Here is a 14,276-nt window from a genome sequence, read left to right as displayed (position 1 = left end):
GGCGACCCGAGCGGGGCTCGAGGGTCACGGCGGCCCGTGTGCACGCCCGGCCCGAGGGGGCTTCTGCGGGGGTGGGGGCGGCGTTCATCGGGTGCGGAATGGAAGCGTGGGGCTGATTCTAGGGTCGAACTGCCTATCATCGAGCCCACCCCCCACGAACCGGCGCCGCCTTCGCAACCATGGCCAACCGCACAGTCTTTTTCATCTCCGACGGTACCGGCATCACGGCCGAGACCTTCGGCAATTCCATTCTTTCGCAGTTCGCTGTTCGGCCGCGCCACGTGCGCCGGCCGTTCATCGACACCGCCGACAAGGCCCACCAGGTGCTGCGCGAGATCAACCACACGGCCGACACCGAAGGCCGCAAGCCGGTGGTCTTCATCACGCTCGTGAACCCGGAAATCCTGGCGATCGTGAAGAGCGAGTCGAAGGGCCTGGTGCTCGACATGTTCAACACCTTCATCGAGCCGCTCGAAGCCGAATTCGGCATGACCTCGAACCACCGCATCGGCCGCTTTGCCGACGTGTCGAAGAGCCAGGAATACACCGACCGCATCGAGGCCATCAACTTCTCGCTCGCGCACGACGACGGCCAGTCGTCGAAGAACCTGGCGCAGGCCGATGTGATCCTGGTCGGCGTGAGCCGCAGCGGCAAGACGCCGACTTCGCTCTACCTCGCCATGCAGCACGGCATCAAGGCGGCCAACTACCCGCTGATCCCCGAAGATTTCGACCGCGGGCAGATTCCTTCTTCGCTGGCGCCTTACAAGAAGAAGTGCTTCGGGTTGACCATCGACGCCGAACGCCTGAGCCAGATCCGCAACGAGCGCCGGCCCGGCAGCAAGTACGCGTCGATCGAGAACTGCCGCCAGGAGGTGAAGGAGGCCGAGGCGATGATGCGGCGCGAAGGCATCGCCTGGCTGTCGTCGACGCACAAGTCGATCGAGGAGATCGCGACGACGATCCTGCGCGACCTGAGACCCGACCGTCTGATGTACTGAGCCCCTATCGAGGGCGCTGACGCGCCGATTCGTACAGGCACACGGCGGCGGCCGAGGCCACGTTGAGCGACTCTTCGCCGCCCGGCTGGGGAATGCCCAGCACCTCGGCGCAAAGCGGCACCAATGCCGGCGACACGCCCTGCCCTTCGTGGCCCATGACCCAGGCGCAAGGCCAGGGCAGCTGCGCGTGCTGGATCAGGCGCTGCGCGTGCGAACTGGTGGCGAGCAGCGGCACCTGCAACGTCACGAGCGCTTCTTCGGGCACGCCTTCGACGAGCCGCAGCGCGAAGTGCGCCCCCATGCCGGCGCGCAAGACCTTGGGCGACCACAGCGCCGCCGTGCCCTTGAGCGCGACCACCTGCGTGAAGCCGAAGGCCGAGGCGCTGCGCAGGATGTTGCCCACGTTGCCAGCGTCCTGCAGCCGATCGAGCACCACGCTCGGCTGCGCCGGTTCAAGTTGCCCCGGCCCGGCCCACGACAGCACGAAGCCCACCGGCGCCGGTGACTCAAGCGCGCTCAGCGTGGCCATCAGCGCCGCCGGAATCACCACCACCGCGGGCGCGGTGCTCGCCAGTTGCTGCAGCGCCGGAACCTGCCAGGCCTCTTCGGTGATCACCGCCTGCAGGGCCGCACCGCCGCGCTGCACGAAGGCCGAGCACAGGTGCTCGCCCTCGATCCACACGGTGCCGAGCTTGCGATAGGCCGTCGGGTCGGCGGCGAGCTTGCGCAGGCGCGCCAACAGCGGGTTATCGCGCGACGTGATGTGCTTGACCGCCGCGGCAGGCTCGGCCATGTCAGAGCACTTCACGCACGGGCGCAAAGCTGCGCCGGTGATGGGCGCACGCGCCGTGCTCGCGCAGGGCCGCGAGGTGTGCCGGCGTGGGGTAACCCTTGTGGCCGTCGAAGCCGTACTGCGGGTGCTCTGCGTGCAACTCCACGCACAGCCGGTCGCGGAACACCTTGGCCAGGATCGACGCCGCCGAGATCGCTCTCACCGTGGCGTCGCCGCGCACGATGGCCTCGGCGGGCACCTTCAGGATCGGCAGCCGGTTGCCGTCGACCAGCACGCGGTGCGGTCGCAGCCGCAGCCCGTCGACGGCACGCTGCATTGCGAGCATGGTCGCCTGCAGGATGTTCAGCGTGTCGATCTCTTCGACGCTGGCCTGCGCGATGCTGCAGCACAAGGCACGCGCGCGGATCTGGTCGAACAGCAACTCGCGGCGGCGCGGTGTCAGCACCTTCGAATCGTTCAGGCCATCGATGGGCTGCAGGTCGTCGAGGATGACCGCCGCGGCCACCACCGGCCCGGCGAGCGGGCCGCGGCCGGCCTCGTCGACCCCCGCGTGCAAGGCACCGGGTGCGACGAAGCTCAGGTCGAGCTGCTCAGCCCGCCAGAAGTTTTTCGATCGCATCGGTGGCCGCCACGGCGGTGTTGCGTTGCAGTTCGCGGTGCAGCCCTTCGAAACGCAGGCGCAGCGCCTCGCAGCGTGGCGCGTCGTCGAGCCAGGCCAGCGCGGCGTGGGCCAGGCGCTCGGGCGTGGCGTCGCCCTGCAGCAGTTCGGGCACCGCGAAGTCTTTGAGCAGGATGTTGGGGAGGCCGACCCAGGGCTGGTACTTCATGCGCTTCATCATCTGCCAGCTGAGCGCGTGCATGGCGTAGGTGATGACCATGGGCCGCTTGAACAGCGCGGCCTCGAGCGTGGCGGTGCCGCTGGCGATCAGCGTCACGTCGCAGGCCGCGAGCGCTTCGTGGGACTGGCCGTCGAGCAGATCGATGTTCACGTCGGCCGCGCGCTGTTTGCGCAACGGCTCGACCAGATGGCGCAGGCCTGGCACGACCGGCAACACGAAACGCAAACCGGGTCGCAGGCGGTTCATCTCTGAGGCAGCGGCGAGCAACAGCGGCGCGATGTACTGCACCTCGGCGCGACGACTGCCGGGCAGCAGCGCCACGACGGTTTCTTCGGCGCCGATGCCGAGCGCCGCGCGGCTCGTGGCGCGTGGCACCTCGAAAGGGATGGCGTCGGCGAGCGGGTGGCCGACGTAGCTGGCTGCGATGCCCTGCTTGGCGTAGATCGGCGGCTCGAACGGGAAGATGCACAGCACCAGATCGGCGGCCTGCCGGATCTTCTGGATGCGCTTGCCGCGCCAGGCCCAGATCGACGGGCTGACGAAGTGGATCGTCTTGATGCCCTGCGCCTTCAGCTTCGCTTCGAGGTCGAGGTTGAAGTCGGGTGCGTCGACACCGATGAAGGCGTCGGGCCGGTCTTTCGAATCGGCGCGAAGCAAACGTTCGGCCAGTTGGGTGCGGATGCCAGAGATCTCGCGGTAGCGGCGCAGCACTTCCATCGAATAACCGTGCACCGCGAGCTTGTCGTGCGGCCACCAGGCGTCGAAGCCCTGCGCTGCCATCTTGGGGCCGCCGATGCCGGCCGCGTGCAGGTTCGGCCAGCGTGCTTTCAGGCCACCGAGCAACAAGCCCGCGAGCAGGTCGCCCGAGGCTTCGCCTGCCACCATCGCCAACCGAGGTGCGTTGGATTCCATGCCTTCAGGGCCTCAGCGTGCGATCCCGCGGGTGGCTTGCGCCAGGAACTCGCTCATCAAGTGCACGTCGCCGGCTGCTTGAGGCATCTCGGCGCCCAAAGCGGTGATGGCCGTACAGGCTTCGGCGAAGGTGAGACCGTTGCGGTACAGCAGGCGGTGCATCTGCTTCACGGCCGCCAGACGCTCGGGGCCGAAGCCGCGCCGGCGCAGGCCTTCGACGTTGAAACCGCGCACGGCCAGCGGGTTCCCGTCGACCATCATGTAGGGCGGCACGTCTTGCGTCACGGCACTCGAGAAGCCGACGAAGGCGTGCGCACCGATCTTCACGAACTGGTGCACCCCCGAGAGGCCGCCCACGATCACCCAGTCGCCCATGTGCACGTGGCCGGCCAGCGTGGCGTTGTTGGCCAGGATGGTCTGGTTGCCGAGCTGCACGTCGTGCGCGATGTGCACGTAGGCCATGATCCAGTTGTCGGAGCCGACGCGTGTCACGCCGCTGTCTTGCGCGGTGCCGGTGTTGAAGGTGCAGAACTCGCGGATCGTGTTGCGGTCGCCGATCTGCAGTTCGGTCGGCTCACCGGCGTACTTCTTGTCTTGCGGCGCGGCACCGATCGAGCAGAACTGGAAGATGCGGTTGTCGCTGCCGATCGTGGTGCGGCCTTCGATCACGCAGTGCGGGCCGATTGTGGTGCCGCGGCCCACGCGCACATGCTCGCGCACGATGCTGTAGGCGCCGACCGTGACCGACGGATCGAGCTCGGCGCCGGCCTCGACGATCGCCGTGGGGTGGATGCTGGCCATCTCGTGCGCGAGCCGCTGTCAGGGAATGCGGCGCATCGTGCACAGCAGTTCGGCTTCGGCGGCCGTCGCACCGTCGACCGTGGCCTGCGCTGTGAACTTGACGATGCTCGCCTTGGCGCGGTCGAGCGTGACGTTGAGCATGAGCTGGTCACCGGGTTCGACCGGGCGCTTGAAACGCGCGCCGTCGATGCCGGCGAAATAGAACACCGTCTTGTCGTCGGGGAACACGCCCATGTCGTCGAAGGCCAGGATGGCTGCGGCCTGCGCCAGCGCTTCGAGAATCATCACGCCCGGCATCACCGGGCGGTGCGGGAAGTGGCCCACGAAATACGGCTCGTTCATCGTCACGTTCTTCAGGGCCTTGATGCGCCGGCCCTTTTCGAGCTCGAGCACACGGTCGACCAGCAGGAAGGGGTAGCGGTGCGGCAGGCGCTTCAGGATTTCGTGGATGTCCATCGTCAGGCAGTCTTCGTATCGTTGTTGTCGAGCAGGCTCTTTTCCAGCGCACGCAGGCGATCGCGCATCGAATGCAATTGGCGCAGGGTGGCCGCGTTCTTTTCCCAGGACGCATTCTCGTCGATGGGGAACACGCCGGTGTAGACGCCCGGCTTGCGGATCGAGCGCATGACCATCGAGCCGGCCGAGATGTGAACGTGGTCGGCCAGTTCGAGGTGGCCGATCACCATGCCGGCGCCACCCACTGTGCAGTGCTTGCCGATGACCGCGCTGCCGGCCACACCCACGCAGCCCGCCAGTGCCGAGTGCGCACCGATGCGCACGTTGTGGCCGATCTGGATCTGGTTGTCGAGCTTGACGCCGTCTTCGATCACGGTGTCATCGAGCGCGCCACGGTCGATGCAGGTGTTGGCACCGATCTCCACGTCGTCGCCAATGCGCACGGCGCCGAGTTGTTCGATCTTTTCCCAGCGGCCCTCGGTGGGCGCGAAGCCGAAGCCGTCGGCGCCGATCACCGCGCCGCTGTGCACGATGCCGCGCGCGCCGATCGAACAAGCGGCACCGAAGGTCACACGCGGCGCGAAGCGCGTGCCCACGCCGACGTGTGCATTCGCGCCCACGACGCTGTGCGCGCCGATCTGCGCACCGTCGCCCACCACGGCGCCGGCTTCGATCACGACGAAGGGCCCGATGACCGCACTGGCCGCCACCCGCGCCGAGGCGTCGACGAGCGCGCTCGCATGCACGCCCGACAGCGGCGCGGGCCGCGTGCGTGCCGCCCACCACTGGGTGAGGCGAGCGAAATACAGGTAAGGGTCGGGGGTGACGATCACCGCGCCGCGCGCCACGGCCGCGTCACGCGTCGCAGGGCCCACGATCACGCAGCCGGCACGCGTGGCGTCGAGCTGCGCACGCAGGCGCGGGTTCGAATAGAAGGTGATGCTCGAAGGCGTGGCGCTTTCAAGAGCACCGATGCGGTCGATGAGCGTGGCGGCGTCGCCGATCAGTTCACCACCGAGCTGCCGGGCGATTTCGCCGAGGGCAACACCGGCGGTATTGGCCACGGCTCAGGTCACTTCGCGCCCTGGGCGTTGAGTGCCTTGATGACCTTGTCGGTGATGTCGACGCGGGCGCCGGCGAACACCGCTTCCTGCAGGATCAGGTCGTACTTTTCCGACTCGTAGATCTGCTTGATGACCTTGTTGGCACGCTCGACCACCGAAGCCAGTTCTTCGTTCTTGCGCTGGTTCAGGTCTTCCTGGAACTCGCGGCGCTTGCGCTGCAGTTCGCGGTCCTGGTCGACCAGTTCGCGCTGGCGGCGGTTGCGCTCGCTTTCGGACAGCGTGGGTGCGTCCTTGTCGAGCTTGTCGGCGGCGGCCTTCAGGCGGTTGGCGGAGTCGTCGCCTTCTTTCTGGCGCTTCGAGAACTCCGACTCCAGCTTGGCCTGAGCCGCCTTGGCCAGCGTGGCCTCGCGCAGCACACGGTCGCTGTTGACGTAACCGATCTTCAGTTCCTGAGCCTGTGCCGCGACCGACGCGGTGACGAGCAGCGCCGCACCGACAACCGACTTCAGCAGACTCGACTTTGACGTGGAGCTTTTCATTAGAACGCAGTCCCGATCTGGAATTGAAGACGCTGGATTCTATCTTCTGGGCGCTTCTTGATCGGCGTGCCGTAGCTGATCTTCAGCGGGCCCACCGGAGACACCCAGCTCAGGCCGACACCGGCCGACGAACGCAGGTCGCCGAATCGTGCCTTCTCGAACTCGCCCCAGACGTTGCCGGCGTCGACGTACGTGAACAAACGCAGCGTACGGTCGTTGCCGGTTCCCGGCACCGGCAGGTACAGCTCGGCGTTGACGTTGACGCGCCGGTTGCCGCCGATGAAGGCGCCGGTCACGTCGACCGGCCCGAGCGAGTTCTGCTCGAAGCCGCGCACCGTGCCGCCACCCAGACCGCCGCCGTAGAAGTTCTTGAAGATCGGGTAGGGCCGACCACTCAGGCCCTTGCCCCAACCCAGCTCGGCGTTCACACCGAAGGTGTATTTCTTCGAGAGCGGAAAGTACTGCTGGAACTGCGTATTGGTGCGCAGGTAACGCGAATCGCCGGCCACGCCCCAGTCGAGATTGAAACGCAACAGGCGGCCGTCGTTGGGCACCAGCGCGCTGTCGCGGCTGTCGCGCGCCCAGCCGACGGTGATGGGCACGGAATTGCTGACGTTGCCGAACTGCTCGGTGTACAGAAAATAGTTGTTCGGCAGCGCCGTTCCCTTGATCTCGGTGCGCTCGAAGCCGATGCCGAAGAACACGGTGTCGTATTCGCTGAAGGGCACACCGAAGCGGATCGTCGCGCTTGGCGTGACGAGCTTGTATTCCTCGCCCTGGCTGTTGAGCGGTCGCTGGGTGCGGTAGGCGATGTCGATCGCGCGCGAGATACCGTCGATCGTGAAGTAAGGGTCGACGGTGCTCAGCACCAGCGTGCGGCTGTACTTGCTGGTGTTGAGCTCGATGCCGAGGTAGTTGCCCGAGCCGAACACGTTGTCCTGCTTGATCGAGGCATTCAGCGAGAGCTTTTCGGCCGACGAGAAACCGGCGCCGAGCAGCAGGTTGCCGGTCTGCTTTTCCTTCACGGCGATGGTCAGGTCGACCTGGTCTTGCGTGCCGGGCACCTCGTTGCTGTCGACCGTGACTTCGCTGAAGTAGCCCAGGCGGTCGACGCGGTCGCGCGAGAGCTTGATCTTGCGCCCGTCGTACCACGACGACTCGAACTGGCGGAACTCGCGCCGCACCACTTCGTCACGCGTGCGGGTGTTGCCCGAGACGTTGATGCGGCGCACGTACACACGCCGCTGCGGTTCGGCCACGATCGTGAGAACCACCTGGCCACGCGCACGGTCGATGTCGGGGCGGGCTTCGATCTTGGCGAAGGCATAACCGAAGGTGCCGAACCGATCGGTCATGGCCCGCGTGGTTTGCGTCACCGATTCAGCGCGGTAGGGTTCACCGGGTTTGATGGCCACGAGCGTCTTGAAGTCTTCTTCCTTGCCGAGAAACTCGCCTTCGAGCCGCACGGCCGTCACCGTGTACAGCTGGCCTTCCTTGATGTTGATCGTGGCCGTGATGTCCTGCTTGTCGGGCGAGATCGCGATCTGCGTCGACTCGATGTTGAACTCGAGGTAACCGCGGTCGAGGTAGTAGGCACGCAGGGTTTCGAGGTCGGCGTCGAGCTTGGCGCGCGAGTAGCGGTCGGCCTTGGTGTAGAAGTTGAGCCAGGCGCCGTCGTTCAGGTCGAACAGGTCTTTCAGCGTGCCCTCGGAAAACGCCTTGTTCCCGTTGATGCGGATCTCGCTGATCTTCGAGGCCGAGCCTTCGGTCACCGTGAAGCTCAGGTTCACGCGGTTGCGTTCCTGCGGCGAGACAGTGGTCACCACCTCGGCGCCATACAGGCTGCGCGTGAGGTACTGGCGCTTGAGTTCCTGCTCGGCGCGGTCGGCCAGGGCCTTGTCGAAAGGTTGGCCTTCACCGATGCCGAAGTCTTTCAGCGACTTGGTCAGTGCGTCCTTGTCGAACTCTTTCAGGCCGACGAATTCGATCGCGGCGATCACCGGGCGCTCTTCGACGATGACGACGATCACGGCGCCGTCGACATCGATGCGCACGTCTTTGTAGAGCCCGGTCGCGAACAGCGCACGCAACGCGGCCGCACCCTTGTCGTCGGTGTAGGTGTCGCCGATGCGGAACGGCAGCGACGCGAACACGGTACCGGCATCGCTGCGCTGCAGGCCTTCGACCCGGATGTCCTTGAGCACGAACGGCTCCACGGCCCAAGCCGAGCCGGCCTGGAGAGCGGCGGCCAACGCGATGCAAAGAACAGTGGGGCGAAGAGAAGTCGAGCGGGAGGGGAGTCGCATGCGGTCGGTCATTGCAGGCCCAGGAGGCGGGCCACGTCGTTGTAGAGAGCCAGGGACATCATCATGAGCATGATGGCCACTCCGCCACGCTGCAGCCGGTCGAGCCACACCTCGGAGACAGGCCGCCCGGTCAGACCCTCGAAAAGATAATACATCAGGTGCCCACCGTCGAGCACCGGCAGCGGCAGCAGGTTCAGCACACCGAGACTGACGCTGACGATGGCCAGAAAGCCGAGGTAGTAGGCCAGACCGAGGCGCACCGACTGGCCGGCGTAGTCGGCGATGGTCAACGGCCCGCTGAGGTTCTTCAGCGAGGCTTCGCCGATCAGCATCTTGCCGAGCATCTTCAGCGTCAGCGCCGACATCTGCCAGGTCTGCACGACCGCGCGGTACAGGCCGTCGAACACGCCGTATTGCACCGTCACCATCTCGGGCGGCTGGCCAGGGTAGACGCCGATGCGGCCGAAGCGCTCGCCGCCCTCTGCCACCACCGTCGGCGTGATGCTGAACTCCATCACCTGGCCGGCACGCTCGACGCGCCACAGCATCGGTTGCGGCAGGCCGGTATTCCCGCTGGCGCGGATCAGGTCGCGCACCCGCGTGGCGTCGCCGATGGTGTGGGCATCGATCGTGAGCACGCGGTCACCGACGCGCAGGCCGGCCTTGCCGGCGGGGCCGCCTTCGGTGACCTTGCCGATCACCGGCTCACTGAACACGCTGCCGACGCCGATGCGTTGCATCAGCTTGGCGTCGACCTCGCTCGACACGAGCGTGTCGAGCGCGAGCGTCGTGCGGCGCTGGCCACGGCCGTCGCGGTCGCTGACCATCAACTGCAGGCGCTCGCCGCGCATCACGGCCTGGGTCATCTCCCAGCGCAGGTCGGTCATCGAGCGCAGGTCGTGCCACTCGGCGCCGTCGGCCGACCAGGCCCGCACCCAGTCGCCCGCCTTCAGGCCGGCGCGCTCGGCCACGCTGGCCGCGGCAGGCGGGCCGAGCACGGCCTTCGGCTCGTCGATGCCGATCCAGTGCGCCGCGGCATAGAGCAGCACCGCCAGCAGCAGGTTGGCGACGGGCCCGGCGGCCACGATGGCGGTTCGTTGCCACAAGGGCTTGCGGTTGAAGCTGCGGCCGAGCTCGCTGGCGGCGACCGCGCCTTCGCGCTCGTCGAGCATCTTCACGTAACCGCCGAGCGGCAAGGCGCAGAGCACGAACTCGGTGCTTTCGGGCGTGGCCTGGCGGCGCAGGATCACGCGGCCGAAGCCGACCGAGAAGCGCAGCACCTTCACGCCACAGGCGACCGCCACGCGGTAGTGGCCGTACTCGTGGATCACGATCAGCACGCCGAGCGTGAGGATAAAGGCCAATACGGTGATGATCATGCCGACAGGCCCTGGACGAACTGCTGTGCTTCGGTGCGGGTTCGTGCGTCGAGTTCGATCAGTGCCTCGACCCCGTCGCAGGCGCCGGACTGCACGATGACACGCTCGATCATTCGGGCGTTGACGCTGTGAATCTGATCGAAGCGAATGGTTCCCGCCAGGAAGGCGGCGACCGCCACTTCATTCGCCGCGTTCAGGACCGTGGTGCTCCCTTGCGGGCCACGTAAAGTTTCCCAGGCCAGTGCCAAGCCGGGGTAACGCGCGTGATCGGGTGGCTCGAAGCTCAGCGCCGCGAGCCGGCCGAAGTCGAGCTGACCGGCACCCGACTCGATGCGCTCGGGGAAAGACAGGCCGTAGGCGATCGGCACGCGCATGTCGGGTGTGCCGAGCTGGGCGAGCACCGAGTTGTCGCGGCACACGACCATGGAGTGCACGATGCTCTGCGGGTGGATCACGACGCGGATCTGCTCCGGCGTCAGCTCGAACAACCAGCGCGCTTCGATCACTTCGAGCGCCTTGTTCATCATGGTGGCCGAGTCGACCGAGATCTTGCGGCCCATCACCCAGTTCGGGTGCGCGCAGGCCTGGTCGGGGGTCACGTCTTTCAGCGTCGCCGGGTCGCGGGTGCGGAACGGCCCGCCCGACGCGGTGAGCAGGATGTGGTCGATGCGCGAAGCCCAGGCGCTGCGGTCTTCGGGCAGGCACTGGAAGATCGCCGAGTGTTCGCTGTCGATCGGCAACAGCGTGGCGCCGCCGCGCTTCACCGCCTGCATGAAAAGCGCACCGCCCACCACCAGCGCTTCCTTGTTGGCGAGCAGCAGGCGCTTGCCGGCGGCGGCCGCGGCCAGGCAAGGCGCCAGACCTGCCGCGCCGACGATCGCCGCCATCACCGAATCGACTTCAGGGTGCGCCGCGAGCTCGCACAGCGCTTCAGGGCCGGCCAGCACGTCTGTGGCCACACCGTGGGCCTTCAGGCGCTCGCGCAGCGCGCGTGCCTGTGCGGCTTGGGGCAGCACCGCGAAGCGCGGCTTCCAGGTCACGCACTGCTGAAAAAGTTCGTCGACGCGGCTGTGGGCCGTGAGCGCAAACACCTCGAAACGTTCGGGGTGCCGGACGATCACGTCGAGCGTGCTGGTGCCGACCGAGCCGGTGGCGCCGAGGATGCAGACCCGCTGCCGTGCCGACGCGCTTGCGGCGTTCATGTCAGCGACACCCAGGCCAAAGCCAGCGGGAACGCCGGCAACAGGGCATCGACCCGGTCGAGCACGCCGCCGTGCCCGGGCAACAGGCCGCTGCTGTCCTTGGCGCCGGCGCTGCGTTTGACGAGTGATTCGAACAGGTCGCCGACCACGCTCATGGCGGCGAGGAACACGACCACGAGCGCCAGCCCTGCCAGGCTGAAACGTGCCGCGACCAGGGTGTAGAGACTGGCCGAATCCATCAGCCAGGCGCCATCGGCCAGCAACCAGAGCCCGGCCAGAACGAGGGCGCCCGCCATGCCGCTCCACACCCCTTCCCAGCTCTTGCCGGGGCTGATGGCGGGCGCGAGCTTGCGTTTGCCGAAGGCGCGCCCGCCGAAGTAGGCCGCGATGTCGGCCGCCCACACGAGGCAGAACACCGACAGGATGAAGTTGATGCCCAGGCTCTTGGCATGGGCCAGCGCGAGCCAGGCGGTCCACAGCAGCGCGAGCCCGCCGGCCCAGCGCAGCGCGCGCGGAACCAACGGCCAGGCCGCCGGCCCACCGCGCAGCACGAAGGCACCGCCCAGCACCCAGACGGCGGTGGCCGCCCACCACACCAGCGCCGGTGGAGCCGCCGCCCAGCCGGCCCACAGCGCCGCAGCGCACAGCACGGCAAGCAGCAGGCCCATCGGCACCGACGCCGCGCCGGCGCCGTTGAGACGGCCCCATTCCCAGCCCGCCGCGGCCATCAGCACCAGCGACAGCAGCGCGAACGGCCAGGCCGACGCGGCGAACAGCGCCGGCAACAAGAACGCCATCAGGACCAGCGCGGTGATGACACGCTGCTTGAGCATCGTCAGCTTCCGCCCAGCGCGGCGGCGTTCGCGTCGGCGCCGCGGGTGGTGGCGGCACCGCTGTCGACGGCGCCGAAGCGGCGGTCGCGGCGCGCGTATTCGGCCAGGGCCGCGTCGAGTTCGGCATCGCCGAACTCGGGCCACAGGCAATCGCTGAACACCAGCTCGGCGTAGGCCGCCTGCCAGAGCAGGAAGTTGCTGATGCGCACTTCGCCGCCCGTGCGGATGAACAGGTCGGGGTCGGGCGCATGGCTCAGCGCCATGTAGCGATTGAGCGCGGCCTCGTCGAGATCGCTCGGCGCCACACCGGCCGCCATCGCCTGCCGGCAGGCCTGCACGATGTCCCAGCGCCCGCCGTAGTTGAACGCCACCGAGAGCGTGATGCGGGTGTTGTGCGCCGTGCTCGACTCGGCCTGCTCCCAAGCCTGCCGCAGCTTGTCGGAGACCTGGCTGCGGTCACCGACGATCCGGATGCGCACGCCGTGGCTGGCGAGTTTGCCGAGGTACTTGGCAACGGCCACCAGCACCAGCCCCATCAGGCCCGAGACTTCTTCGGTCGGGCGTTTCCAGTTCTCGGACGAGAACGCGAACACCGTCAAGTATTCGATGCCGCGATCGGCGCAGGAAAGCACGGTGCGCACCAAGGCATCGACGCCTTGCTTGTGGCCGAAGAAGCGCGGCATGAAACGCTTCTTGGCCCAGCGGCCGTTGCCATCCATGACGATGGCGACGTGGCGCGGCACAGGGGCCGTGGAAGCAGAAAAATCGGTCACGCCTGGAGCCAGCTCAAACCGCCATGATCTCAGCTTCCTTGCCCGTGACCAAACGGTCGATCTCGGCAATGTAGCGGTCGGTCAGTTTCTGCAGCTCGTCGAGCGAACGGCGCTCTTCGTCTTCAGAGATTTCCTTGTCCTTGAGCAGGCGCTTGGCATGGTCGTTGGCGTCGCGGCGCAGGTTGCGCACCGCGACCTTGGCGTCTTCTCCGGCGTTGCGCACCACCTTGGTCAGCTCGCGGCGGCGCTCTTCGGTCAACGCCGGCATCGGTACACGGATCAGGTCGCCCTGCGAGGCCGGGTTCAGGCCGAGATCGGACTCGCGGATCGCCTTCTCGATCTTCGCGCCCATGCCCTTTTCCCAGGGCTGCACGCTGATCGTGCGGGCGTCGAGCAGCGTGACGTTGGCGACCTGGCTGATCGGCACCATCGAGCCGTAGTAGTCGAGTTGCACCTGATCGAGGATACCGGGGTGAGCCCGGCCGGTGCGGATCTTCTGCAACTCGTTCTTCAAGGCTTCGATGGAACGAACCATCTTCGCTTCGGCGTTCTTCTTGATATCGGCAATGCTCATGGCGGCTCTCTTTCAGACGTGAACCAGCGTGCCTTCGTCTTCACCGAGCACCACACGCTTGAGGGCACCGGGCTTGAAGATACTGAACACGCGGATGGGCAGTTTCTGGTCGCGGCACAGCGCGAAAGCGGTCGCGTCCAGAACCTGCAGGTTCTTCGCGATGGCTTCGTCGAACGAGACCTGCGAATAACGGGTCGCGCTCGGGTCTTTCTTCGGGTCGGCGGTGTACACGCCGTCGACCTTGGTCGCCTTCAGCACGATCTGCGCGCCGATCTCGGCACCGCGCAGCGCGGCGGCGGTGTCGGTCGTGAAGAACGGGTTGCCGGTGCCGGCGGCGAAGATCACGATCTTGCCTTCTTCGAGGTATTGAAGCGCCTTCGGCCGCACGTACGGTTCGACGACCTGTTCGATGCCGATGGCCGACATCACCCGCGCCGTCATGCCTTCCTGGCGCATCGTATCGGCCAGCGCCAGCGCGTTCATCACGGTCGCCAGCATGCCCATGTAGTCGGCCGTGGCGCGGTCCATCCCGACCGACCCACCGGCCACACCGCGAAAGATGTTGCCGCCGCCGATCACCACGGCCACTTCGCAACCGAGCTGGGTCACTTCCTGCACCTCGCGCACCATGCGCACGATGGTGGCACGGTTGATGCCATAGGCATCGTCGCCCATCAGGGCTTCGCCGGAAAGTTTCAGCAGGATGCGCTTGTAAGCGGCCATGGGTCGGACTCCAGGGTTGCAGTGCGTGTGGGCGCTCGTGGCGCGCGGCAGAGTCTAAATCGGAACCCGCGGAGTCCTGCG

Annotated in this window: 15 protein-coding genes; 1 reads left to right on the top strand and 14 read right to left on the bottom strand. The window is 67.0% G+C overall.

Going from position 1 to position 14,276, the window contains the following annotated elements:
- Nucleotides 1–179 precede the first annotated feature (179 nt).
- Nucleotides 180–1,001, top strand: a complete 822-nt coding sequence (gene ppsR, locus AC30PD_RS13060) for a posphoenolpyruvate synthetase regulatory kinase/phosphorylase PpsR (protein ID WP_489536083.1) — start codon at nucleotides 180–182, stop codon at nucleotides 999–1,001.
- A 4-nt stretch (nucleotides 1,002–1,005) separates the two neighbouring features.
- Here the strand turns inward: ppsR and AC30PD_RS13055 are convergent, their stop codons facing one another.
- Genes AC30PD_RS13055 through pyrH form a run of 14 tightly spaced genes read right to left on the bottom strand, consistent with a single transcriptional unit; the run spans nucleotide 1,006 to nucleotide 14,195 of the window.
- The gene (locus AC30PD_RS13055) at nucleotides 1,006–1,794 is read right to left on the bottom strand and encodes a TrmH family RNA methyltransferase (protein ID WP_489536082.1); all 789 of its coding nucleotides are present in this window, start codon (nucleotides 1,792–1,794) and stop codon (nucleotides 1,006–1,008) included.
- 1 nt (nucleotide 1,795) lies between these two features.
- Entirely contained in the window at nucleotides 1,796–2,413 is a 618-nt protein-coding gene (rnhB, locus tag AC30PD_RS13050; protein WP_489536081.1) for a ribonuclease HII, read from the bottom strand.
- A complete protein-coding gene (gene lpxB, locus AC30PD_RS13045; RefSeq protein WP_489536080.1) occupies nucleotides 2,385–3,545 on the bottom strand; it encodes a lipid-A-disaccharide synthase in 1,161 nt (386 codons plus the stop codon). Before lpxB ends, rnhB begins: the two co-directional genes overlap by 29 nt.
- Nucleotides 3,546–3,557: 12 nt before the next feature.
- Nucleotides 3,558–4,346 (bottom strand): acyl-ACP--UDP-N-acetylglucosamine O-acyltransferase, encoded by a 789-nt coding sequence (gene lpxA, locus AC30PD_RS13040; protein WP_489536079.1) that lies wholly within the window; start codon nucleotides 4,344–4,346, stop codon nucleotides 3,558–3,560.
- A gap of 18 nt (nucleotides 4,347–4,364) precedes the next feature.
- Complete coding sequence (gene fabZ / locus AC30PD_RS13035) at nucleotides 4,365–4,802, bottom strand: 3-hydroxyacyl-ACP dehydratase FabZ (protein WP_489536078.1); 438 nt, start codon at nucleotides 4,800–4,802, stop codon at nucleotides 4,365–4,367.
- A 2-nt stretch (nucleotides 4,803–4,804) separates the two neighbouring features.
- Complete coding sequence (gene lpxD / locus AC30PD_RS13030; RefSeq protein WP_489536077.1) at nucleotides 4,805–5,866, bottom strand: UDP-3-O-(3-hydroxymyristoyl)glucosamine N-acyltransferase; 1,062 nt, start codon at nucleotides 5,864–5,866, stop codon at nucleotides 4,805–4,807.
- An 8-nt stretch (nucleotides 5,867–5,874) separates the two neighbouring features.
- Nucleotides 5,875–6,405 (bottom strand): OmpH/Skp family outer membrane protein, encoded by a 531-nt coding sequence (locus AC30PD_RS13025; RefSeq protein ID WP_489536076.1) that lies wholly within the window; start codon nucleotides 6,403–6,405, stop codon nucleotides 5,875–5,877.
- The gene (gene bamA, locus AC30PD_RS13020; protein WP_489536075.1) at nucleotides 6,405–8,711 is read right to left on the bottom strand and encodes an outer membrane protein assembly factor BamA; all 2,307 of its coding nucleotides are present in this window, start codon (nucleotides 8,709–8,711) and stop codon (nucleotides 6,405–6,407) included. Before bamA ends, AC30PD_RS13025 begins: the two co-directional genes overlap by 1 nt.
- A gap of 8 nt (nucleotides 8,712–8,719) precedes the next feature.
- The gene (gene rseP / locus AC30PD_RS13015) at nucleotides 8,720–10,090 is read right to left on the bottom strand and encodes an RIP metalloprotease RseP (RefSeq protein WP_489536074.1); all 1,371 of its coding nucleotides are present in this window, start codon (nucleotides 10,088–10,090) and stop codon (nucleotides 8,720–8,722) included.
- Nucleotides 10,087–11,292 (bottom strand): 1-deoxy-D-xylulose-5-phosphate reductoisomerase, encoded by a 1,206-nt coding sequence (gene ispC / locus AC30PD_RS13010; protein WP_489536073.1) that lies wholly within the window; start codon nucleotides 11,290–11,292, stop codon nucleotides 10,087–10,089. The genes rseP and ispC overlap by 4 nt, the downstream gene beginning before the upstream one ends.
- The gene (locus tag AC30PD_RS13005) at nucleotides 11,289–12,125 is read right to left on the bottom strand and encodes a phosphatidate cytidylyltransferase (RefSeq protein WP_489536072.1); all 837 of its coding nucleotides are present in this window, start codon (nucleotides 12,123–12,125) and stop codon (nucleotides 11,289–11,291) included. The genes ispC and AC30PD_RS13005 overlap by 4 nt, the downstream gene beginning before the upstream one ends.
- Before the next feature lie 2 nt (nucleotides 12,126–12,127).
- Nucleotides 12,128–12,898, bottom strand: a complete 771-nt coding sequence (uppS, locus tag AC30PD_RS13000; protein ID WP_489536071.1) for a polyprenyl diphosphate synthase — start codon at nucleotides 12,896–12,898, stop codon at nucleotides 12,128–12,130.
- A gap of 13 nt (nucleotides 12,899–12,911) precedes the next feature.
- The gene (frr, locus tag AC30PD_RS12995) at nucleotides 12,912–13,472 is read right to left on the bottom strand and encodes a ribosome recycling factor (RefSeq protein WP_489536070.1); all 561 of its coding nucleotides are present in this window, start codon (nucleotides 13,470–13,472) and stop codon (nucleotides 12,912–12,914) included.
- 12 nt (nucleotides 13,473–13,484) lie between these two features.
- Nucleotides 13,485–14,195, bottom strand: coding sequence for a UMP kinase (gene pyrH, locus AC30PD_RS12990; protein WP_489536069.1), 711 nt, complete (start codon nucleotides 14,193–14,195; stop codon nucleotides 13,485–13,487).
- Between the last annotated feature and the right edge of the window lie 81 nt (nucleotides 14,196–14,276).

Source organism: Rhizobacter sp., from assembly GCF_032229685.1.
Taxonomy (GTDB): domain Bacteria; phylum Pseudomonadota; class Gammaproteobacteria; order Burkholderiales; family Burkholderiaceae_C; genus LMDS01.
Note: the sequence above shows the minus strand (reverse complement) of the source record. Positions and strands in the feature narration are given on the sequence as shown.

What these genes read in the sequence shown, in the direction of transcription:
- lpxB (WP_489536080.1), bottom strand. Translation starts at nt 3,545, where the DNA reads ATGGAATCCAACGCACCTCGGTTGGCGATGGTGGCAGGCGAAGCCTCG.
- ppsR (WP_489536083.1), top strand. Translation starts at nt 180, where the DNA reads ATGGCCAACCGCACAGTCTTTTTCATCTCCGACGGTACCGGCATCACG.
- rseP (WP_489536074.1), bottom strand. Translation starts at nt 10,090, where the DNA reads ATGATCATCACCGTATTGGCCTTTATCCTCACGCTCGGCGTGCTGATC.
- fabZ (WP_489536078.1), bottom strand. Translation starts at nt 4,802, where the DNA reads ATGGACATCCACGAAATCCTGAAGCGCCTGCCGCACCGCTACCCCTTC.
- AC30PD_RS13005 (WP_489536072.1), bottom strand. Translation starts at nt 12,125, where the DNA reads ATGCTCAAGCAGCGTGTCATCACCGCGCTGGTCCTGATGGCGTTCTTG.
- AC30PD_RS13055 (WP_489536082.1), bottom strand. Translation starts at nt 1,794, where the DNA reads ATGGCCGAGCCTGCCGCGGCGGTCAAGCACATCACGTCGCGCGATAAC.
- pyrH (WP_489536069.1), bottom strand. Translation starts at nt 14,195, where the DNA reads ATGGCCGCTTACAAGCGCATCCTGCTGAAACTTTCCGGCGAAGCCCTG.
- lpxA (WP_489536079.1), bottom strand. Translation starts at nt 4,346, where the DNA reads ATGGCCAGCATCCACCCCACGGCGATCGTCGAGGCCGGCGCCGAGCTC.
- frr (WP_489536070.1), bottom strand. Translation starts at nt 13,472, where the DNA reads ATGAGCATTGCCGATATCAAGAAGAACGCCGAAGCGAAGATGGTTCGT.
- bamA (WP_489536075.1), bottom strand. Translation starts at nt 8,711, where the DNA reads ATGCGACTCCCCTCCCGCTCGACTTCTCTTCGCCCCACTGTTCTTTGC.
- AC30PD_RS13025 (WP_489536076.1), bottom strand. Translation starts at nt 6,405, where the DNA reads ATGAAAAGCTCCACGTCAAAGTCGAGTCTGCTGAAGTCGGTTGTCGGT.
- ispC (WP_489536073.1), bottom strand. Translation starts at nt 11,292, where the DNA reads ATGAACGCCGCAAGCGCGTCGGCACGGCAGCGGGTCTGCATCCTCGGC.
- rnhB (WP_489536081.1), bottom strand. Translation starts at nt 2,413, where the DNA reads ATGCGATCGAAAAACTTCTGGCGGGCTGAGCAGCTCGACCTGAGCTTC.